The sequence below is a fragment of the Halorubrum sp. ARQ200 genome (assembly GCF_005435115.1).
GTDB lineage: Archaea > Halobacteriota > Halobacteria > Halobacteriales > Haloferacaceae > Halorubrum > Halorubrum tropicale.
On sequence record NZ_SGTZ01000003.1, the window covers coordinates 225,900 to 246,495 of the forward strand.

At 64.0% G+C, this 20,596-nt stretch carries 18 protein-coding genes; 9 read left to right on the forward strand and 9 right to left on the reverse strand.

The window, feature by feature from the left end; all coding sequences use genetic code 11:
• Positions 1 to 69: 69 nt before the first annotated feature.
• Entirely contained in the window at positions 70 to 741 is a 672-nt protein-coding gene (locus tag EXE50_RS06570) for a TetR/AcrR family transcriptional regulator (protein ID WP_137704661.1), read from the reverse strand.
• Positions 742 to 937: 196 nt separating this feature from the next.
• Here EXE50_RS06570 and EXE50_RS06575 point away from each other — a divergent pair, with 196 nt between their 5' ends.
• Positions 938 to 2,566, forward strand: coding sequence for a COG1361 S-layer family protein (locus tag EXE50_RS06575; protein WP_241982639.1), 1,629 nt, complete (start codon positions 938 to 940; stop codon positions 2,564 to 2,566).
• 3 nt (positions 2,567 to 2,569) lie between these two features.
• A complete protein-coding gene (locus tag EXE50_RS06580) occupies positions 2,570 to 5,035 on the forward strand; it encodes an RND family transporter (RefSeq protein ID WP_137704662.1) in 2,466 nt (821 codons plus the stop codon).
• Positions 5,036 to 5,540: 505 nt separating this feature from the next.
• Here the strand turns inward: EXE50_RS06580 and EXE50_RS06585 are convergent.
• The 3 genes from EXE50_RS06585 to EXE50_RS06590 form a co-directional block, all read right to left on the reverse strand.
• Positions 5,541 to 5,996: a pyridoxamine 5'-phosphate oxidase family protein gene (locus EXE50_RS06585; protein ID WP_137704663.1), complete on the reverse strand. Its 456-nt coding sequence runs from the start codon at positions 5,994 to 5,996 to the stop codon at positions 5,541 to 5,543.
• Between the two features lie 125 nt (positions 5,997 to 6,121).
• A complete protein-coding gene (locus EXE50_RS17370) occupies positions 6,122 to 6,280 on the reverse strand; it encodes a hypothetical protein (protein WP_199236344.1) in 159 nt (52 codons plus the stop codon).
• Between the two features lie 74 nt (positions 6,281 to 6,354).
• Positions 6,355 to 6,987 (reverse strand): helix-turn-helix domain-containing protein, encoded by a 633-nt coding sequence (locus EXE50_RS06590; protein ID WP_053771930.1) that lies wholly within the window; start codon positions 6,985 to 6,987, stop codon positions 6,355 to 6,357.
• A 115-nt stretch (positions 6,988 to 7,102) separates the two neighbouring features.
• Between EXE50_RS06590 and EXE50_RS06595 the strand changes: the two genes are divergently transcribed.
• The 5 genes from EXE50_RS06595 (at position 7,103) to EXE50_RS06615 (ending at position 13,665) form a co-directional block, all read left to right on the forward strand.
• A complete protein-coding gene (locus EXE50_RS06595) occupies positions 7,103 to 7,486 on the forward strand; it encodes a helix-turn-helix domain-containing protein (protein WP_053771929.1) in 384 nt (127 codons plus the stop codon).
• 102 nt (positions 7,487 to 7,588) lie between these two features.
• Positions 7,589 to 9,190 carry a PAS domain-containing protein gene (locus tag EXE50_RS06600; protein WP_137704664.1) on the forward strand — a complete coding sequence of 534 codons (1,602 nt, stop codon included), beginning with the start codon at positions 7,589 to 7,591 and terminating at the stop codon, positions 9,188 to 9,190.
• Between the two features lie 101 nt (positions 9,191 to 9,291).
• Positions 9,292 to 11,439 (forward strand): acetate--CoA ligase family protein, encoded by a 2,148-nt coding sequence (locus tag EXE50_RS06605; protein ID WP_053771928.1) that lies wholly within the window; start codon positions 9,292 to 9,294, stop codon positions 11,437 to 11,439.
• Positions 11,432 to 12,493 (forward strand): phosphotransacetylase family protein, encoded by a 1,062-nt coding sequence (locus EXE50_RS06610; protein WP_053771927.1) that lies wholly within the window; start codon positions 11,432 to 11,434, stop codon positions 12,491 to 12,493. The genes EXE50_RS06605 and EXE50_RS06610 overlap by 8 nt, the downstream gene beginning before the upstream one ends.
• Positions 12,494 to 12,597: 104 nt before the next feature.
• Positions 12,598 to 13,665 (forward strand): hypothetical protein, encoded by a 1,068-nt coding sequence (locus tag EXE50_RS06615; RefSeq protein ID WP_053771926.1) that lies wholly within the window; start codon positions 12,598 to 12,600, stop codon positions 13,663 to 13,665.
• Between the two features lie 28 nt (positions 13,666 to 13,693).
• Here the strand turns inward: EXE50_RS06615 and EXE50_RS06620 are convergent, their stop codons facing one another.
• Entirely contained in the window at positions 13,694 to 14,803 is a 1,110-nt protein-coding gene (locus EXE50_RS06620; RefSeq protein ID WP_053771925.1) for a DUF373 family protein, read from the reverse strand.
• Between the two features lie 96 nt (positions 14,804 to 14,899).
• Positions 14,900 to 15,622 (reverse strand): DUF6517 family protein, encoded by a 723-nt coding sequence (locus tag EXE50_RS06625; protein ID WP_053771924.1) that lies wholly within the window; start codon positions 15,620 to 15,622, stop codon positions 14,900 to 14,902.
• Positions 15,623 to 15,782: 160 nt separating this feature from the next.
• Between EXE50_RS06625 and EXE50_RS06630 the strand changes: the two genes are divergently transcribed.
• Positions 15,783 to 16,781, forward strand: coding sequence for a radical SAM protein (locus EXE50_RS06630; protein WP_053771923.1), 999 nt, complete (start codon positions 15,783 to 15,785; stop codon positions 16,779 to 16,781).
• A gap of 218 nt (positions 16,782 to 16,999) precedes the next feature.
• A complete protein-coding gene (locus tag EXE50_RS06635) occupies positions 17,000 to 17,296 on the forward strand; it encodes a rubredoxin-like domain-containing protein (RefSeq protein WP_053771922.1) in 297 nt (98 codons plus the stop codon).
• Positions 17,297 to 17,690: 394 nt separating this feature from the next.
• Here the strand turns inward: EXE50_RS06635 and EXE50_RS06640 are convergent, their stop codons facing one another.
• From EXE50_RS06640 to EXE50_RS06650, 3 genes are all read right to left on the reverse strand, one after another.
• Positions 17,691 to 17,945 carry a hypothetical protein gene (locus tag EXE50_RS06640; protein WP_053771921.1) on the reverse strand — a complete coding sequence of 85 codons (255 nt, stop codon included), beginning with the start codon at positions 17,943 to 17,945 and terminating at the stop codon, positions 17,691 to 17,693.
• A gap of 53 nt (positions 17,946 to 17,998) precedes the next feature.
• Entirely contained in the window at positions 17,999 to 19,327 is a 1,329-nt protein-coding gene (gene nreA, locus EXE50_RS06645) for a DNA repair protein NreA (protein ID WP_053771920.1), read from the reverse strand.
• Positions 19,328 to 19,431: 104 nt separating this feature from the next.
• Positions 19,432 to 20,418, reverse strand: a complete 987-nt coding sequence (locus EXE50_RS06650; RefSeq protein ID WP_053771919.1) for a transcription initiation factor IIB family protein — start codon at positions 20,416 to 20,418, stop codon at positions 19,432 to 19,434.
• Positions 20,419 to 20,596: the final 178 nt, after the last annotated feature.

Here is a 20,596-nt window from a genome sequence, read left to right on the forward strand (position 1 = left end):
TACACTGCTCTGTTGTGTAGTCTACAGGCCGAGCAGACCGAGTGCCCTGATACTTGGTCCTGTGGCGGTTCAGTTTTCATCGCTAAATAATCCTGCCACAATCACATCAATCAACGCCTCCTCAACTTCTCCATACATCTCTTCTGGAATGACTGGCGTCTCTTTTGCCTGTGTAACAAATAGAAGCGAACGCATTATGCCTCGAATCACGTCTGGATTACTCACTTGGACATCATCATGAGTGACCCACTGTTCGGGCTGTGGTAGGACCTGCGTGAACTCTTGTTCAAACTGAGAGTTCACCGTATCCGTGACATTGTGTTGTTCTATTTGGCTGTCTTGTTCTTCATTTGCCGACTTCTCAAACCGGGTTCCACTCATCCGCTCATCAATTCGGCGAATTTCACCCTTGACAAAAAGCCGGTTGATAAGCGGGTTTGACCTAACTTGCTTTAGCGTCGTCCGAAGAATTATCTCGGCTTCTGCTTGGGGTGTTTCTGCTTGTGTAACTGCCTGTTCGAGTTCATCAAACAACTGATTCCGTTCTTCAACTAAAACTATAAAATACAATTCTTTTTTTGACTCAAAAAACTGATAAAACGTGCTTGTTCCAATATCCACTTCATCTGTGATATCACTCACCCGGGTGCGGTCGAACCCAAACTGTGCGAAAAGGTCGTGGCCCGCATCAATCATTTCTGCTCGAATACGCTCTCGTTCTGCGTCGGTGAACTGTGTCACTATCTAACCCTCATGTCCGTCGCGGTCGGTTGTCTGGTCAACCATACCGGAAATAGAATCTCAAGAACAAAGCGTTTATTGATTCGCGGACGTAGATTTTATTGTGCAACAAAGCCGTTTCAGTGAATTTGGTTGTATGGTTGTAACCCACAAGTGTTCTCACTTAGATGGCTTGAATACCGTGAGGAGATAATATATGCGCACTAGACTCGTATCAATTGTTCTTGTTGTGGGTATGCTTGCTACCAGCGGTGTTGGTATTGGACTCGTCGGTGCGGAATTCGCTAGTGTTGACGATCCAATAAGCGACGGATCAGCGCTCGCACAAACTTCGAATGTTGGGGGTTCTCCTGATTTGGATGTTTACGCCACAAATCCAAACCTCATCCCTGGCCAGACAAATCAGGTAGAAGTTACAGTTGCCAACGATGGTGACTTTAGATTTGGCCCGACCTCATTAGCTGAGAGTGTTACTACAGCACGAGGTGTTCGCGTTGAGGCAGAAGCAGACGGTCCAATCTCTATTGAATCTGGGGAGACACCAATTGGTACAGTTACTCAATCAACTCCCCGCTCACTCCCAATCGCAATTAACGTTCCTGATAATATTGACCCTGGAACGTACACAATTGACTTCGATCTGAGCTACACATACTTCTCTTCGGGTGATGAAAGAAAAAGAACGGTTGATCGTGAGCTTGAGGTCCGTGTTCGCGACGATGCTCGGTTCCAGGTCGTTGACGTTGAAAGTGACACACAGGTTGGTGACTCTGGTACTGTTAAAGCGACAATTGAAAACGTTGGATCAGAGACCGCCCGCAGTGCTGATGTTACGTTCACTACACAGAGCAGCAGCGTCAGCGTAAGTGGTGGGCAGTCTGACACTATCCGTGTTCCAGAAATTGGACCCGGTCAGACTGCAACGGTTGCGTACGATGTAGGCGTGTCACCGGACTTGCCCGTACAGCAGTACACGCTCTCAGGTACAGTCACATTTGATGACCCTGATGGCATCAGACGCACTGACCAGGGTCTTTCAATCGGCGTGCTCCCGCTCACAGAACAGACATTTAATCTTACGAACATCGAGTCACAACTCCGTGTCGGAGAAGACGGTGACCTCATCGGCACTGTCCGGAACGAAGGTCCTCTGCCAGCCCGCAGTGTTGTAGTCCAGTACGCGGGTGAATCACAGAGTGTGATTCCTGCTGAACGCTCGACGGCAGTTGGTACACTTGAGCCCGGTGAGTCAAGCGAGTTCTCGTTGCCAATCTCAATGAGTGGCGAGGCTGAGGCTGGCCTTCGTTCACTTGACATGGCGGTCCAGTACCGGAATCAAGATGAAGAACTGAGGGCGTTCGAAAAGTTAGTTGTTAATGCCGATGTCGCACCGGAGCGTGACCGATTTGCTGTCACGGTAGAAAATCGTACGATTCAGTCTGGTGGCTCTCGGACCGTTGAGGTCTCTGTGACGAGTAATCTTAATGAGACTGCTAGCGACGTTGAGGCCCGACTGTTCGCCGACGATCCACTGGATACTGGTGAAACTGACACGGGGTATGTTCAATCGATCGAGCCTGGTGAGACCACAACGATGACGTTTGAGCTAACTGCAACCGGCTCTGCGACACCCGGGAGTACGTATCCAATCTCGTTCGACTTCCGCTATGATGACAGCGACGGCGATAGCCAGCTCACCGATACGTTCCGGCTTCCGGTTGATGTGGTTGAAGCTGAGGACGGTGGACTACCCATCCCTGTCATCATTGTCGTTCTTCTCGTTGTCGGGACTGGAGGACTTGTGGTCTACCGGAGGCGACAGTAACCGATGTCGCTCGGCGAGCGAATTGAGGCGTGGACGCAGCGGCTAAACGACAGCATCGTCGATAGCCCACGCCGAGTTATTGTTGTGTTCCTTGTCCTCACGCTTGTGTTCGCCGGAGGGATTGGACTAGTTAGTACCGATACAGAAGCAACAGACTCGTTTACTGAAGGGCTTGAAGAGCAAGAGGCGCTTGATGCGGTCAACCAAGAGTTCGAAGACCCGTTCCAACCAGAGCAAGAATCAACACAGATTATCCACTCTGGAAGTAATGTTCTCACGAGAGAGGCACTACTCAGAAATCTGCTGGTGTTAGAGAAGGTTGAGGCACGAGATGACCTCCGTGTAGCCTCGGCAACTGGGCCTGCTACTGTTGTTGCGCAAACACTTGACCCGTCAGCACAAACAATCACCGAACAACGGCAGGCCATCAAGACGGCAAGTCCATCGCGTGTCCGCCAGACTGTCCGTCAGCTTGCTACTAACCCGCGGTTCTCCGGCGCGCTAGCCACTGACTTTAATCCGACGAGCGCGAGTGCATCTGCCTCCATCACGGTTGTGACACATGATGTGCCCCCTGGGTTCGCTGACTTACAGCGCCTCCAAACAACAATTCGGTCAATCGCAGAAGATCAGCCTGGCCAACTCACAGCGTTCGGCAGTGGCGTCACAAATGCTGAAACCGCCAACGTTATCGGCGACTCACTTACAATCGTGATGCCTGTAGTTGTTATCCTGCTCTTGCTATTTTTAGTCGTTGCATACCGTGATCCAATTGACCTTTCTTTGGGGCTGTTGTCACTGTTACTGACTGTTGTCTGGACTTTTGGGTTCCTCGGACTTTCTGGAATCCCATTCAACCAACAAATGATCACCGTCCCTGTACTGCTGCTTGCGGTCGGTGTCGACTTTGGGATACATATTATCAACCGCTACCGTGAGGAAGCTGTCGCCGGATATCGGGCCACAGAAGCGATGCGTGAGGCAAACAACCAACTAATTATTGCGTTTATTATTGTGACAGTGACAACTGTATTTGGATTTGGAGCAAACGTGATCTCCGATCTCACACCGATCCGAAACGTGGGGATCGCCTCAGCCATTGGGATTATATTCACCTTCCTCATTTTTGGCCTATTTCTTCCAGCAGCCAAACTCGAGGTTGACAAACTGCGAGAAGCTTATAATGTGCCTGAATTCAATTCAGCGCCCATCTCGTCTGAGGACTCAACCATTGGAAAGATCCTCACACTTCCGACACAGGCCAGCCAGTATGCACCGATTGCATTCGTCGTTGTGCTACTCGTCACTGGCGGCATGGCAGGTGTGTATGGTAGTGGGGTCGACACGTCCTTCGAGACTGAAGACTTTCTCCCGCCTGAAGAACAGCCAGACTACATAACCAGCCTCCCAGAACCCTTTGCACCGAGCGAATACACTGTCACTGAGACGCTTAATCTCTTGGAGGACCGCTTCTCCACAAACCAAGATCAGTCAGTAAAATTGTATGTCCAGGGCAACTTCGAGGAGGACCACGCACTCGAAGCACTGGCTGATCCAAATGATGATGCAGTTGGGGCGCTCGCTGTCGATGATGGTGGCTCTGCACGTCCAACAAGTATTGTGACCGTAATCCAGTCACACGCCGAGCGTAACCCTGAGTTCGCACGGCTCGTTGCGCAAAATGACGTTGATGGGAACGGTATTCCTGATCGCAATCTTGGCCGGATATACGATGTGCTGTTTTCGTCTTCGGCCGGTGATAGAGCCGAACAGTACCTCACGCCTGACCGACGGAACGCACAGGTTGAGTATGCTATTGACTCCAGTGCCTCGCAGGGTGAGGCTGCTACCGATGCCAGAGAATTTGCAGAACAGTTCCGCTACACCACAACGGCAACTGGCCAAGTCGTCGTGTTTGATGCTGTGACCGATATTATTTTTGATTCTTCAATTCAAGGACTTATTATTGCGCTCGCGTTGACCGCGTTGTTCCTAATCATCTCATATGGCGTGTTAGAGGGCAAGCCACTTCTTGGGGTTGTGAACGTTTTCCCCATCTTGATCGCAATTGCGTTCTTACTTGGCACAATGCGGTATCTTGGCATCTCTCTAAACGCTCTGACAGGCACAATTCTCTCAATATCGATTGGGTTGGGGATCGCATATTCCGTTCATGCAACACATAGGTTTGTCGATGAGTACAACGCCGGCGCCGACGCCTATGAGTCTATGATTATCACACTCTCTGGAACCGGCGGTGCACTCCTCGGTAGCATGCTCACCACGTCACTCGGAACTGGCGCACTCGCACTCGCTATCACGCCTGTTTTAGGTGACTTCGGCCTACTGATGGCAATCAGTGTCGTCTACTCGTTTATTTTTACTATCATCGCGCTCCCTCCTGCTGTGTTGTTGTGGGAGCGATACCAAGGTGTCTGGTCCGGGTTTGACGCTAATGTAGCCGGTTAGCGACTTTTATTATAAGTTTTTGACAAGTTGTAAGCACCCTTGACTCAATATCAAACGGAATACTCACACTCGACCTGAAGAACGCTCTTGATGTACTCTTCTCGCAGCTCTGAACACTCTGTGACAAGAATTTGTACGGTTCGATAGATTGAAATAGATATCATAATTAGTGTAGTCTTGCCAGACGCTGTCATGAGACACCCTCAATAGTTGCCGTGGCACGGAACTATTAGCGTATCCCAGTGACAGAGTCTGGCATCCCGCAGTTGACACTCTCCCTGCGCTAAACAGTCGTTTCCAAACCTGACTGAGGCTCTTCACTTCAGCAAGAGTGCTCGTCTGAGACACACTCAGCTTCGGTTAAACATTTGCGGCCTCCCGAACCTGAAGCAGGGTCTGACGCTGTCACAGCATTGCTGTCCATAAGCTGACACCGTTGTTCCGACTTGTCTGGTTTCACTACTGACCACGCTTTTCGACGGGTTCCAAATGCTTCCGACTCCGACTACTCCTCGTTGCGTTCGACGACGACTGTCCGCCCCGTCAACGTCTCAGGCTCGAAGCGGTAGAGTTCGATGTCTAGGTCCGGCTTGTCGTCGGCCCAGATCTCGAAGAGGGGCCGCCGCGCCTCGCCGTACTGCGCGATCGTCTCGGGGGTGAGCTCGTCAAGGTCGACCCGTTCGAGAGTGCCGACGCCGACGACGCTCGCGTACTCGTCGTCTTCGTCGTCGTAGACGACCACGCGGGCCTCCGGTGTCGACGCGAGGAACTCGCGCTTTTCGCTGTCGGGCGTCGACACCAGCCGGAGGTACAGCGCGCGGTCGTCCGCGTCGTACCCGTACGAGATCGGGATCGCGTACGGCGCGTCGTCGCGCGCCAGCGCGAGGACGCCCGTCTCGTGGCGGGACAGATGCGTGTCCACCTCGGCCGGCGACATCTCGACCTCGCTGTTCGTCGGCATACCCGAATTTCTTCGCACGAGGTGATAAAGGACACGAGACAGAGCGGGGTCTCCGGGAGGTGTGGCGCCGCTGTGGGCGTCGCCGCCGTCGGGTGAGGGCCGTGAACCGAACACTACCGGCGCCGCTAGCTCATTGCCGGCGCCCCGCCGATGTCCTCCTCGGTGACCGGCGCCCCGCAGACGACACAGCCCGTCTCGAGCAGCGTCGCCCGCATCGCGTCGTCCACCTCGATCGAGCGCCGACACTCCGGGCAGACGAAGGTGTGGGTGGATCGTCCCGTCATACCTGTGCGTACGGTCCCCACGCCCATCAAACGGGCCTCGGATTCTCGGGAGTTCGAAATGTGATGAACGATCCTCACTCTAACAGCGACCCGAACAGCTTCCGCTGGGCGGCCGCGACGTGCTCCGTGAACGTCGACCGACCGATCCCCAGCGACTCGGCCACCTCGCCGGCGTTGGCGCCCTTGGGGTGGTCGAAGTAGCCCGCCTCGTAGGCGGCCGCCAGCACCTCGCGCTGCCGCTCGGTCAGTTCACTCCGGTCGACGGTGACGAGGTCCGACTCCGTCGGCGTCGTCGTCGACTGGAGCAGGCGCTTCACCTCCATGTCCGGGCAAGCGTCGCGGAACGCCTCCAGGACGGACCGCAGCGTCGGCAGGTCGGTCGCGTGGAAGGTGATCCGGAGCCGGCCGTCGCGGACCGTCGCCTCCGAGACGGGCGTCTCGTGGCGGTCGAGGACGGCGAACGGCGAGTCGGGATCAACGGCGGCGTCGAAGCGGTACGCCGCCCGGCCGCCGTAGTCGAAGACGACCTCGACGCCGTCGGGGACCGCGAGGTCGGCGTCCGCGGTGAACTCCACGACGACGCGCTCGCGGTCGGCTGCGGGCGTACAGCGCGTCACCTCCGTGGCCGGCGTCGCCCCGTCGACGACACCGTCGAACGGGGACAGCGCAGTCGGCAGCGAGACCTCCGCCCGGATTCCCGAACCCATCTCGTTCGTCCGTACCCGTCCCGGGCAAAAACGTTGGCGGGCGCGCGGCCGCGGTATAAAACCCCCCGCATATGATGGGCCACCGTTCGGGGGGCTGGAGCGGGTACGTACAGATATGAAACGTCCCCCGCGCACGACAGACGGCACCACGACGACCGACGACGCGGCGCTCGACGCCACGTTCGAAGCGCTCGCCGACGCCGACTGCCGGGCGATTCTTGCGGCCGCGACGACGCCGAAGACGACGAGCGAACTGGCCGAGGACTGCGACATCGCGCTCTCGACCGCCTACCGGAAGGTGGAGCTGCTGAGCGAGACACCGCTGTTCGCTGAAGGGATTCGGTTCGACCCGGGCGGCGACCATGCCGCCGAGTATGTCCGCGACACCGCTAACGCCGCGATCGAACTCGGCGACGACGGCGTCGCGCTCACGGTCGACAACGAGGGGAGCGACCCGCTGGCCGCCGCGTCCGACGCCCCCGGTGTGTCGGCCGACTGACCGCCGCGCGCGGCGAGGACACACCCTCGATACGCGGCAACCGTTCTCGGGGGTGATAATCGAACGGACAACGTTTTACGCCAGTTCGCAGACGGACCTCGTATGTCTCGACAGCCGGAACCAGAGACCCTCATCGATCTCGCGCAGGACAAAATCGCGGTGATCGACGAGACGGGTCGGTTCCGGTACCTCAACGCGGCGACTCACAAGTTGCTTGGGTTCGAACCGAATGAGCTCATCGGCACTGATGCCTTCGAACTCGTCCATCCCGAGGATGTCGACCGCGTTCGCGCAGCCTTTGAGACTGCAGTCCAGAACGGTATCCAGTCTGACGCCACTCTTGAGTATCGATACAGGACGGCCGACGGGGACTGGTTGTGGCTCCGCACACGCGTCTACCCGCCAGAAGAAACAGGGATCGACGGATGGGCGCTCAGTTCTCGAAACGTTACTGCTGCGGTCGAATCTCGACGGCGGCTCGAAACGATCGCGTCCACGTCCCCGGATGTGTTGTGGATGTTTACTCCTGACTGGAGCGAACTGCTTTTTGTTAACGAGGCGATAAGTTCGGTGTACGGGATCGACCGTGAGGCCCTTCGTGAGCAGCCGCAAGCGTTTGTAGAGGTCGTCCACCCAGACGACCGCTCAGCAGTCTTAGACCAGATGAAGCGCCTAAGCGCTGGCAAATCGATCAACCTTGACTATCGAATCGGAACGTCCAACACGTGGACGCGCTGGGTGCGGGTTCCCGGTCAGCCGGTCGTTGAGGACGACGAGGTCGTCGCGGTCACCGGATTCGCTCGTGACGTCACCGACGAGTACCGACGAAAACGACAGCTCACGGTGATGGACAATCTGTTGCGACACACGATCCGCAACGATATGAACATTGTCGACGGCACTGCCGAACAGATCGCGGCTCGGGCAAACGACGCTCTCGCCGCGGCCGAGTCGTCAGCCGACCTCGATGCTGCCGCGCTCGCAGCCGACCTGCTCGACCACGCGGAAACGATCCGCCGTGTCGCCGACGACCTCCTCACGTCGGCTGAGAAACAGCGTGGCGTGATCGACCTCCTTCGGCGACGGGAGCCTCCGAAACCCCTTCAAGTCGACTCACTCGTCGAAACGGCGGTCAATAACGCACTCTCCGACTGCGACGCGGCGGCCGCGGAGATCTCTGTCGACTGTCCCGACGGTCTCCGGGCACTCACGCACCCCGAGTTGGACTACGCGATTACTGAACTCATCGAAAACGCGATCGAACACGCGACGACCACGCCGCGGGTTACCGTTGAGGTGACCGCCCCAGACGACCACGTCGCGATCACCGTCCAAGACAACGCGCCGCCGATCCCAGCTGATGAGCACAATCCGATCACCGATTCGTGGGAGATGACCGACCTGAATCACACCGCTGGGATGGGACTGTGGCTTGTCTACTGGATCGCCGACCGCTCCGGCGGAAAACTCACGTTCAACACCAACGCTGACGGTAACGAGGTAACGATCACCGTTCCGAACGCCGACTGCGATCCGACGCTTCCTGAAGCTGACCAGATCCCTCCACCGGAGACGGCGGTTCAACCTGCCGCAACCGAGCCCGACGGTGGTACTCCGTTCCGCTCCTCAGAGTCCGTGTTCGGCGCCGATGTCCCCGAGAGTTCCACAGACCCCAACGCCTCTCACGATCTCTTCTCGGGGTAGACCGACGGTTGATCGAAACCCGATCGATCGTTCACCGTAGGACCCGATTTCGAAGAACCTCCCACCGATCTTAAGCCGGCGCTTCGCGTACTGCCGCGTTGATGGGTACGCTCAACGAGCTGTTCGACCCGGACCGGGTCGCCGTCGTCGGCGCCACCACCCGCGAGGGGGCCGTCGGCCGCGCCGTTACGTCGAATCTCCTCGACGACTTCGACGGCGACACGGTCCCCGTCAACCCGAACTACGACGAGGTCCTCGGCACGCCCTGCGTCGACGACGTCGCCGACGCGAACGCGGACGTCGCCGTGATCGTCGTGCCCCCCTCGATCGTCTTGGACGCCATCGAGGCGTGCGGCGAGGCGGGGGTCCGCAACGTCGTCGTGATCACCGCCGGGTTCGGCGAGACGGGGGAGGACGGAGCGGCGAGGGAGCGTCGCCTCGCGGAGCTAGCCGACGAGTACGACCTGAACCTCGTCGGCCCCAACAGCCTGGGGATCATGTCGACGCCCTCGGGGATGAACGCGACGTTCGGCCCCGAGAACGCGCTCCCCGGCGGGCTCTCTTTCATGAGCCAGTCCGGCGCGTTCGTCACCGCGGTCCTCGACTGGGCCAACGACAACGGGATCGGGTTCAAGGACGTGGTCTCGCTCGGCAACAAGGCGGTCTTAGACGAGACGGACTTCGTCGACCACTGGGGGGACGACGAGGAGACCGACGTGATCATCGGCTACCTGGAGGGGATCGAGGACGGCCGCGAGTTCATCGAGACCGCCCGCGAGACCACCCAGGACACCCCCATCGTCGCCGTGAAGTCCGGCCGGACGAGCGCGGGCGCGCAGGCGGCCTCCTCGCACACCGGCACCCTCGCCGGCTCCGACAAGGCGTACGAGGCCGGCCTCGACCAGGCGGGCGTCATCCGCGCCGAGTCGGTCGACGAGCTGTTCGACTCGGCGGGCATCCTCGGGAGCCAGCCGCTGCCCGACACCGACAGCGTCGCGGTCGTCACCAACGCCGGCGGCCCCGGCGTGATGGCGACCGACGCGGTGGGCGACGCCGACCTCGACATGGCGTCGTTCACCCGCGAGACCAGCGACGCGCTCGCGGCGTCGATGCCCGAGGAGGCGAACATCCACAACCCGGTCGACGTGATCGGCGACGCGGACGTCGAGCGGTTCCGCGAGGCGCTGGAGATCACCGTCGAAGACGACAACGTCGGCGCCGCCCTCGTGCTGGCCGCGCCGACGGCGACGATCGACTTCGGCGACCTCGCGGACGCGATCGAGGCGGTCAGCGAGGAGATGGACGCGCCCGTCGCGGCCTGCCTGATGGGCGGCGACCGGACCCGCGAGCCCAAACAGCAGCTCCAGGCGAAGGGGATCCCCTGTTACTTCGACCCCGCGCGCGCCATCGACAGCCTCGCGACGCTCGCGCGCTACCGCGACATCAAGGCCCGCGAGTACGCGCCGCCCATGGAGTTCGACGTCGACCGCGAGCGCGCCCGCGAGATCCTCGCCACGGTGCGCGACCGCGACGACAACCGCCTGGGCGTCGAGGCGATGGACCTGCTCGACGCGTACGGCATCCCCACGCCTGACGGCGAGATCGTCGACTCGCCGGAGCGTGCCCGCAAGGTCGCCGAGCGCGTCGACGGCGACGTGGTGATGAAGATCGTCTCGCCGGACATCCTGCATAAGTCCGACATCGGCGGCGTCGCCGTCGGCGTCCCCGACGCGGACGTGGCCGACACCTACGAGGACCTCGTCACCCGCGCGCGCAACTACCAGCCGGGCGCGACCGTCCTCGGCGTCCAGGTACAGGAGATGGTCGACCTAGACGACGGCGTCGAGACCATCGTCGGCATGAACCGCGACCCGCAGTTCGGCCCGCTGCTGATGTTCGGGCTCGGCGGCATCTTCGTGGAGGTGATGGAGGACACCACCTTCCGCGTCGCGCCCGTCTCCGAGCCCGAGGCCCGCGAGATGACCGAGGAGATCCAGTCGGCGCCGCTGCTGCGGGGCGCCCGCGGCCGCGACCCGGTCGACGTCGACGCCGTGATCGAGACGATCGGCCGGCTCTCGCAGCTGGTCACCGACTTCCCGGCCATCCTCGAACTCGACATCAACCCCCTCGTCGCACTGCCCGACGACGACGGCAGCACGAACGCCGCCGCCGTCGACGTGAGACTCACCGTCGACCCGGAGGCACTCGACCCCGAAGCCACCGACTCGGAGGCACCCACCGATGACTGACACACCCACCACACTCGTCACCGCGACCGGAGACAGCGCCGGAAAGACAGCGATCACCGTCGCCCTCGCGCGGCTCGCGGCCGACCGCGACCGCAGCGTCGGCTACATGAAACCGAAGGGCACGCGGCTCCAGTCGAACGTCGGCAAGACGCTCGATCAGGACCCCATGCTCGCCCGCGAGGTGCTCGGCTTGGACGCGGAGATGCACCAGATGGAGCCCGTCGTCTACTCGCCGACGTTCGTCGAGGGCGCGGTCCGCGGCACCGAGGATCCCGACGCCCTGCGCGACCGGATCCGCGAGGAGTACGAGGGGATCGCCGCCGACAACGACCAGGTGTTCGTCGAGGGCGGCGGCAGCTGGACGACCGGCGGCGTCGTCGATCTCACCGACGTCGACGTCGCGGAGTTGCTCGACGCCCGGGTGGTGCTCGTCGCCGACTACGATTCGCCGAACGACCTCGACGAGGTGTTGGCGGCCGCCGACGCGTTCGGCGACCGCCTCGCCGGCGTCGTGTTCAACAAGGTGTCCGACGACGCCTTCGAGTCGCTCGACCAAGACGGGATCCCGTTCCTCGAATCGAAGGGCATCACCGTCTTCGGCGCGCTGCCGTACGAGAAGGAGCTCGCCGGCGTCACCGTCGGCGAGCTGGCCGACGAGCTGGGCGCCGAGCTGCTCACGGACGCGCCCACCGACGCGTTCGTCGAGCGCTTCCTCGTCGGCGCGATGGGCGGCGACGAGGCGCTGCGCTACTTCCGGCGCGCCCGCGACGCCGCGGTCATCACCGGCGGCGACCGCGCCGACGTCCAAACCGCGGCACTCGACGCCTCCGGCGTCGCCTGCCTCGTCTTGACCGGCGGCCACCGCCCCTCGGGCGCGGTGCTGGGCAAGGCCGCGGACGCCGGCACGCCCGTCCTCGCCGTGAACACCGACACGGTCACGGCCATCGACCGCGCCGAGGAAGTCGTCCGCGGCGGCCGGACGCGCGACGTCCGCACCGTCGACCGGATGGCGGAGCTGCTCGGCGACCACGTCGACGTCGACGCGCTCGTCTGAGAACGGGCGCGTCTCCCCGACTCAGACCGCTCCGCGAGCCGCGACCGCTCGCGGTCCGTGGGCGTCTGACGTACTGTTTTCACGGTGGACGACATACCCCGCCCATGACCAGTCTCTCGGAGGCGTACGGTGGACGGGGGCGCTCCGGGGTCGACCCGCGTCGGCTGTACCTCGGTGTGGGGTCGTTCCTCGCGGGCGCGCTGCTCGTCGTCGCGGGGATCCTTGTGGCGGCCGAGGTGGCGATGCCGTCGGGGTTCTCGTCCGGGACCGCCAGGGAGGTCGGCGGGATCCTTGGCGGCGTCGGCGTCCCGCTCGTGTTACTCGGCGTGATGGCCGTCCTCCCGGCCGACCGCAACACCTACGCCGCGGCGGTCGTCGGCGCAGCCGTCATGTGTCTTGGCGTGGCCCTGTTCGCCCACGCGTACCCCCAGCAGTGGGTTGGCGGGCCGCGCCCGGAGCTGACCGACCTCACCCTCCCGACCGCGGGCGTCTACTTCCTCGGCGCCGCGACGACGCTGTGGAGCGTATTCGTCGGCGTCGCCAACTTCAAAACCCGCAACGACCCTGGCGGCACCGTCTCGATGGAGGTGACCCACAAGGGGGAGACGAAGGTGGTCGAGGTCCCCCGCGACCAGCTGAACGGCCCCGGTGGCGTCGGCCTCCTCGGCGGCACCCCCGACGGCGAGGTCGAGACGCAGACGAACCGCCCCGACGACGCGGACCGACCGGCACGCGGCGCGTCCCGGCCGGCCGATCGAGACCCCGCCGACGCGGCGGCCGGCACCGGAGCGACCAACGGATCGGGAGCGACGGCCGCCCCCGGAGCGTCCGACCGCTCGGGCGACCGCTCGAACGGGACGGGACGGTCCGGGACGGGCCGGTCGGGCACGGGCGGCGCCCCCGGGCCCGGCTCGGCGGGCGTGAGCGACGGCGGCAGCGCCGAGACCGACATCAGCTCCCCGCTCGACAGCCCGGGGTCGGAGGAGCCGGCCTCGCCGTCGACCCCCTCGCCCGGCTCCCCCGCCGCGCGCGACGGCCCGGGAGACGCCTACTGCGGCAACTGCGAGAAATTCGACTACGTCCGGACCGAGGACGGGATGCGCCCCTACTGCGCGCACTACGACGAGCTGATGGACGACATGGAGGCGTGCGACTCCTGGACGCCGCGGTAGGCGACGGACGCCCGTTCTTCTCTCCGCCTCACACCGGTTCCGCGGACGGGAGCTGCGACTCCGCGACCGCGAACGCGAGCGTGCTCAACACGCCGATGAGCGTGCCGGCCGCGAGCGCCATCGCCAGCTCCGAGAGGCCAAGCGTCGTCACGCCCGGCGCGTCCGGGAGGAAGAACCCAGAGACGGCAAACAGCACGACGGCGATGGACGCCACGTAGAACGGCGCGTTGAGGTAGCGCCACCGGAACCGACCGGCGAGGTACTCGTCGGTGATCTGCCCGAGGCTGGAGGTGACGCCCGCGACGCCGAGCCACTGGACGAACCCGTGGACGAACGCCGCGAGGGCGGTGCCGGCGGCGAGCGGGCTCCCCAGCGCGGTCCGGACGGCGTCGACGGTGTCGACCCCCTGGACGCCGCCGACGACGATCAGTGCGAGCGCGACGACGTAGGTGACGAGCGTCACGCGGCCGGTGTACAACACGTTGCGGACGCTCTCCGCGGCGCCGTCGACGCTCTCTTCGAGTCCCAGCCCGCGGAACAGCGAGTAGAGCCCGACCGCGCCCGAGAGGATCCCCAGCACGGCCGCGCCGGCGACGTCGAAGAGGTTCGCGACGACGACGAGCGGGTAGATGAGGAGGAGGACGCCGAGTGGGATGAGGATCGTCCCGCGGGTCTCCGGGTCCGCGAGGACCTGCTTGATCGTGTAGTACAGCGACTCGAGGTCCTGCGCCTGGCGGACGACGACGCGGCGCATCCCGTCGATCGGCATCCGCGACCGGATCACGGGGAGGACGGACTCGTCTTGGGCGCCGTCGGTGATCACGACCGCCGACACCTCCTCGCCGGTCGACAGCTCGGCGAGCACGCGGTCGACCTCCTGGCCGACCGCGCGGTTCGCCTTCACGTCAGGGCCGTCGACGCCGGTGACCGCGGCGACCTCGACGGTCTCACCCTCCGCGGCGAGCTCGTCGTGGACGTTGACGCCCTGGAAGAGGACGTTCACGTCGGAGTCCTCCGGGTCGGCGGTCGCGAGCGCGACCGCGGCCTCCGTGACGTCCTCGTCGCCGACGACGGGGGTGGGGATCCCCGTCTTGCGGCCGAGGTCGTCGTCGAGGTCGACGCAGAGGACGAGCAGCATCGCTCGGGGCTACGCGGGGGGACGGCATATGTTTTCGGCTCGGCGCGCTCGCGTCAGCGAACCCGGCGACCGCGTCGGCCCGCGCCGCCGCGTCCGTCAGTTCTCCTCGTTCGGCTCGTGTTCGATTCCGTTCATCATCCGGCGGACGTTCTCGCCGTCGCTGAACGCGGCCGGGTACGCCGCGAGCGGGAGGACGAAGTCGCTCCCGACGCCGACCGGCTCGCCGATGTGGAGCTCCAGTTCGGTGGTCACGCCTGTCCCCTCGATCTCCGCGTCGGCCGTGTACACGACGACCCCGGCGTCCGAGCCGAGGACCTCGGTCGAGTACTCCGAGCCGCGTTCGAGGTCACCGACGCCCTCGAAGCGGCTCAGGATGAGCTCGGCGCGCTCGCGGGTGCTGAACTCCGCGATCGGGTTGAGCGCCCGCCCGAGCACCTCGATCTGCGGCGTCGTCACCGCGGCGAAGACGGCGGCCTGGTAGCGCTCGCCGAACAGCTCGACGGCTTTGTCGTACTCGGCGACCGTGTTCGTCACGCGGACCTCGCGGGTCTGCCCGGCCGCCTCGACCTCCCGGGAGAGGGTCTCCTCCGAGACCTCGTTGAGCTCGTACCCGCTCTCCGAGAGCGTGGCGTCGGCGACCGTGGCCGTGCCGGCCGCGAACTCCGCCGGCCCCTCGCCGGTGGCGACCTCGAACGCAGTACAGCCGGCGAGGCTCGCGAGGCCGACCGCCCCGCCCGCCGCGAGCGCCCGGCGACGGGTGACGGCGTCGCTCGCGTCGCTGTTCTCGGCGTCGTGCTCGGCGGTCGGGTCTCGGTTCATGGCCGTCACTGACGGCGGTGGGGGGGGTACATACTTTGTGTTCCGGGCGGGTCGGAGCCACCGCCCGCTCGATCACCCCGCCACGTCGCCGTGACAACCGCTCTCGCCCGACTCCGCGCTTCGCACGCTTTTTCACGTCGCGGCCGGTAGAAGGGAGTAGATGATCTCCAAGGGCTGTGAACAGTGCGCCAAGGGCGGGAAGATGGTGCTTTTCGTCTACGGGTACTGCGACCAGCGGGACTGCTTCTACTGCCCCCTCGGAGAGAACCGGAAGAACGTCACCGACGTGTACGCCAACGAGCGGAAAGTCGAGTCGGACGCGGACGTGATCGAGGAGGCCAAGCGCATGAGCGCGCTCGGCACCTCGATCACCGGCGGCGAGCCGCAGGAGGCGATGGCGAAGACGACCCGGTACCTCGAACTCCTGAAAGACGAGTTCGGCGAGGACCACCACACCCACCTCTACACCGGGATCACGGGCGGCCGCGAGAACATGCGTCGCCTCTCGAAGGCGGGCCTCGACGAGATCCGCTTCCACCCGCCGCTGGAGATGTGGGGCAACATGCACGGCACCGAGTGGGAGGAGATCCTCCATATCGCCCGCGAGGAGGGGCTCACGCCCGCCTTCGAGATCCCCGGTATCCGCGCGGAACCGGAGTTCTTAGAGTTCTTAGACGAAGGCGCCGCGGAGTTCTGTAACATCAACGAGTTCGAGATGTCCGACGGGAACTACCGCCGGATGCAAGAAGAGGGGTTCGAGCTCCAGGAGGGCCACATGTCCGCCGTCGAGGGGTCGAAGGACGACGCCATACTTGAGGAGATGGCGAGCCACGAGAAGGTGTACTTCTGTACGTCGGTGTTCAAAGACGCCGCCCAGCACCGGAACCGCCTCAAGCGGATGGCGCGGAACATCCGCCGGGAGTTCGACGAGGTGACCGACGACGGGACCCTGGTCTACGGGAAGGCGTTCGCCGACCCCGAGCGGTTCGAGGCGCTCGGCGTCCCTGAGGAGTTCTACACCGTGAAATCGAACCACGTCGAGGTGGCGTGGTGGCTGCTCGAAGAGATGGTCGAGGACGGCGACCTCGACGAGGGCGAGATCGTCGAGCAGTACCCGACCGTCGACGGGACGGTCGTCGAGCGAACACCGGTCGCCTGAGCGGGCGGTCTTCGATTCTCGCGTCGGTTCCCTTCCTTCGTCACGTATAGCGACGGCGGTGGCGCGCGCCTGCGAGCGGCTGACAGGACGCAACAAGCCGCGCGAGCCCTCCCGGCTGGGGCTTTTGCGGTGTTGGCCGCCGATCCGTGGTCGAACACTCCGCCTGTGTCGTGTCACCTACTATCACAATTATATGTGATAAACACGTACGGTCGCGCATGGCCTCAGAAGAACCCGTATTCCCCGACGTGAGCATCGGACAGGCGGTGTACAACGAGGAGGGGGAGCGGCTCGGCTCGATCCGCGGGGTTGACGACGACGGCCTCTACGTCGCGTCGCCGTCGGGCACGGACACGCTGACGCTTACCGACGCGCGCGACGTGTTCGGCACCGCGTACGTGATGTGGCGCTGCTGGGAGTGCGGCGAGATGGGCGAGATTGGCGACCAACTCCCCGCGAACTGCCCGAGCTGCGACGCGCCCCGCGAGGAGCTGTACTACTGGGCCGAAGACTGACACGATCACCGCGAGAAGCGGTCTCGCGTTCATACCGGCTTCTCGTGAGCGGCTGACCGTGTAGCTACCGGTGACGCCCCCGAAGCCCCAGCCGCGAGGCTATACACAGCCGACTGAAAAACTCCGATGACGACCCCCCGAAGCCCCAGCCGCGAGGCGGCCGCACACTCGTTGCGCTCCTCGGTCGCTCGCTTCACTCGCTCCCTGCGGTGCTTACGTCGCCTCAGGCCGCCTCACGGCTGCCCCTTCGGGTCCCACCCCGCCCCGCACGGCACCTCACGCCTCCCCAACCTCGTCGGCCGTCCTCCGCTTCGCTTCGGACGCCCGACTCCCTCACACGCGCTCCTCGCGCCCTGCCAGGCGCTCGGAGGCGCGCGCCGACCGCTTCGAGCAATTATGAGTTCTCCTCTTCGTCCTCAAGCTCGTCCCCTTCGTCGCCCACCTGCTCGCGGAGGCGCTCGACCTCCGCCTCCAGTTCGGCGATCCGGTCGGCGTCCGCCCCTCCGTCGTCGGAGCGTGTCGTGAGGTACACCACCGCGCCCGCGACGAGGACGAGCGGCACGCCGAAGAGGAGCACGGCGATGATCATGATGATTATCAGCTCCGGACCGCCGGGGACGCCGCCGAACGCGGGGACGAGAGAGACCATGTGCCGTCCACTCGACGGCGCGACTAAAGCGATCGGGGCGAGGAGTCAGCGGCTCAGTCCGCGTCGACGAAGTCCGCGAGGTTCGCCTGGAGTCCGGCCGCGAGCGTCGACTTCCGGCGCAGGCGCCCCAGCGAGACGGGGAGGTGGTCGGCGACGCCGCGGACCGCCTCGCCGAACGTCTCCGCGGCGCCGAACTCGCCGTCGAAGGCGTTCCGGACGGCCTCGCGAACCTGCCAGACCCCGACCGGGCCCCAGTAGTCGTCGGAGACGTGCCGGAGGACGAGCGCCTTCGCCTGCCGGCCGCGGTCATCGAGGTGTTCGAGGACGCCGAGCCGGGCGGCGTAGTAGGCGCCGGCCGTCTCCTCGACGTAGCCGGTCCGACCCTCGCGGCCCTCGCTGGCGGCCGCGAGGTACACTCCCGCCTCGGGGTCAGGGTTCCAGATGGAGCCGGGCGACTTCATCTCGACGAGCTCGTACTCCCAGCGGCCCGGGACCAAGATCACCCAGAAGGCGTTTCCGAGGTACTCGTTGCGGTGGACCTCGATCTGGTCGACGGTCGGGCTGTCGCGGGTCGAGCCCCGGAGGAACTGGCCGACCGTGTCGTCGACGGCCGTGATCGACCAGCGCGTCGGGACGAGCCGGCGGTGCTCGCCGCGCCCCAGCGCGCCCGCCGAGAGGATCGTGTTGATCTCGTACACGTCGAACCCGCGGCGGTAGAGGTACGTCATCGCGCCCTCGGCGCGCCAGTCGTCGTCTTCGAGCGTCTTCTTCACCGGGCGCGGCACGTGCGGGTTCTCGCCGAGGTCTGCGCGCTGTGCCGCGGCGCGCGGCCCGGTCGGCGTCTTGATGTCCTCCGTCCCCACCTCGAAGTCGAGGTCCGGGTGGCCGTCGAGCCCGATCTCTACGTCGACCGGGCGGTCCGCGATCGCGACCTCGCGTTGGACGCCCAGCCAGCCGTCCCACGCGTCGTGGACGCTCTCGGCGGGGCCGCCCCCTGTGCCGACCGACTCCACTCCGCCCGTCGCGCCCGCGTCCGCGACGTCGACGCCGCGGGTCGAGTTGAGCAGGCTGGTCCGGCGGTCGAACACGTCCGCGATCGAGACCCCCTCGTCGTACCACGCCGCGGAGGTCTCGAACGCTTCCGCGCGCTCCTCGCGGCCGACCGGCGAGAGCAGGCCCGTCGAGACGTTCGGGTAGTCCGCGCGGCCGACGAAGATGGAGGGCGAGACGCTGCCGACCACGGCGTCGTCGGAGACGTGCTCGTCGAAGCGCCGCTCGAAGGAGTCGAGGTGATCGAGGATGCCGTAGTCCTTCTCCGCGGCGAGGCGCCGCCGCTCGGCGCGCTCGTTCGCCTCGAACTCGATGAACTCGTCGAGCCGCATCCGGATCAGTGTTGACGGCGCACCGGCTTGAACGTTTCCGGCGCGGGGGCCGTTCAGAACGGCAGAGAGCGGGAAGCGGAGAGAGACCGCGGGACCGAGGCCGCCTAACTGTGGATGCCCATCGCTTCGATCTGCTCTTGGTACCGGTTGCGGATGGTGACCTCGGTGACCTGCGCGACGTCGGCGACCTCGCGCTGGGTCTTCTTCTCGTTACAGAGCAGCGACGCGGCGTAGATGGCGGCGGCGGCGTAGCCGGTTGGCGACTTCCCGGAGAGGAGCCCCTGCTCGGCCGTCGTCTCGATGATCTCGTTGGCCTTCGACTGGACCTCCTCGGAGAGCTCCAGCTCCGAGGAGAAGCGCGGGACGTACTTCTTCGGGTCGACCGGCCGCATCTCTAAGCCGAGCTCCTGGGAGATGTAGCGGTACGTCCGGCCGATCTCCTTGCGGTCGACCCGCGAGACCTCCGAGATCTCCTCGAGGCTGCGGGGGATCCCCTCCTTGCGGCAGGCGGCGTACAGCGCGGCGGTGGAGACGCCCTCGATGGATCGCCCCCGAATGAGGTCCTCGTTCAGGGCCCGTCGGTAGATCACCGACGCCACCTCCCGGACCGAGCGCGGCACGCCGAGTGCGCTGGCCATGCGGTCGACTTCGGAGAGCGCGAACTGGAGGTTGCGCTCGCCTGCGTCCTTCGTCCGAATTCGCTCCTGCCACTTCCGCAGGCGGTGCATCTGCGACCGCTTCTTCGAGGAGATGGAGCGGCCGTAGGCGTCCTTGTCCTTCCAGTCGATAGTCGTCGTCAGCCCCTTGTCGTGCATCGTCTTCGTCGTCGGGGCGCCGACGCGCGACTTCTCCTGCCGCTCCGAGTGGTTGAACGCGCGCCACTCCGGGCCGGGATCGATCTGTTCGTCCTCGATGATCATCCCCGTCTCCTCGTGTATCAGCTCCCCGTCGGCCGTCCGGGTGAGATCCTCCGGATCGAAGTCCTCGGGGTCTAACTCGTCGACGTCCTCGATGTCTATCTCCGCTTCCTCGGCGTCTTCGTCCCCCACGCGCTGCCGGTCGTGATCCCGTTGCCGGGTGGGCCGTGTCATCGCATTTATATACTATCCAATCCGTTTAACTTAAAAGTTCGTTACCGTGTGGGTGAGTGGCACGGATTTTCGCGGCGCTCGCTCGGTCGGGGCCGACCGTCGACGAGGGCCCTGCCTCGGAACCGGTGGACGCGCCGCCCGCGTCGACGACGGCTCCGCCGTTCGACTCTTTCTCAGC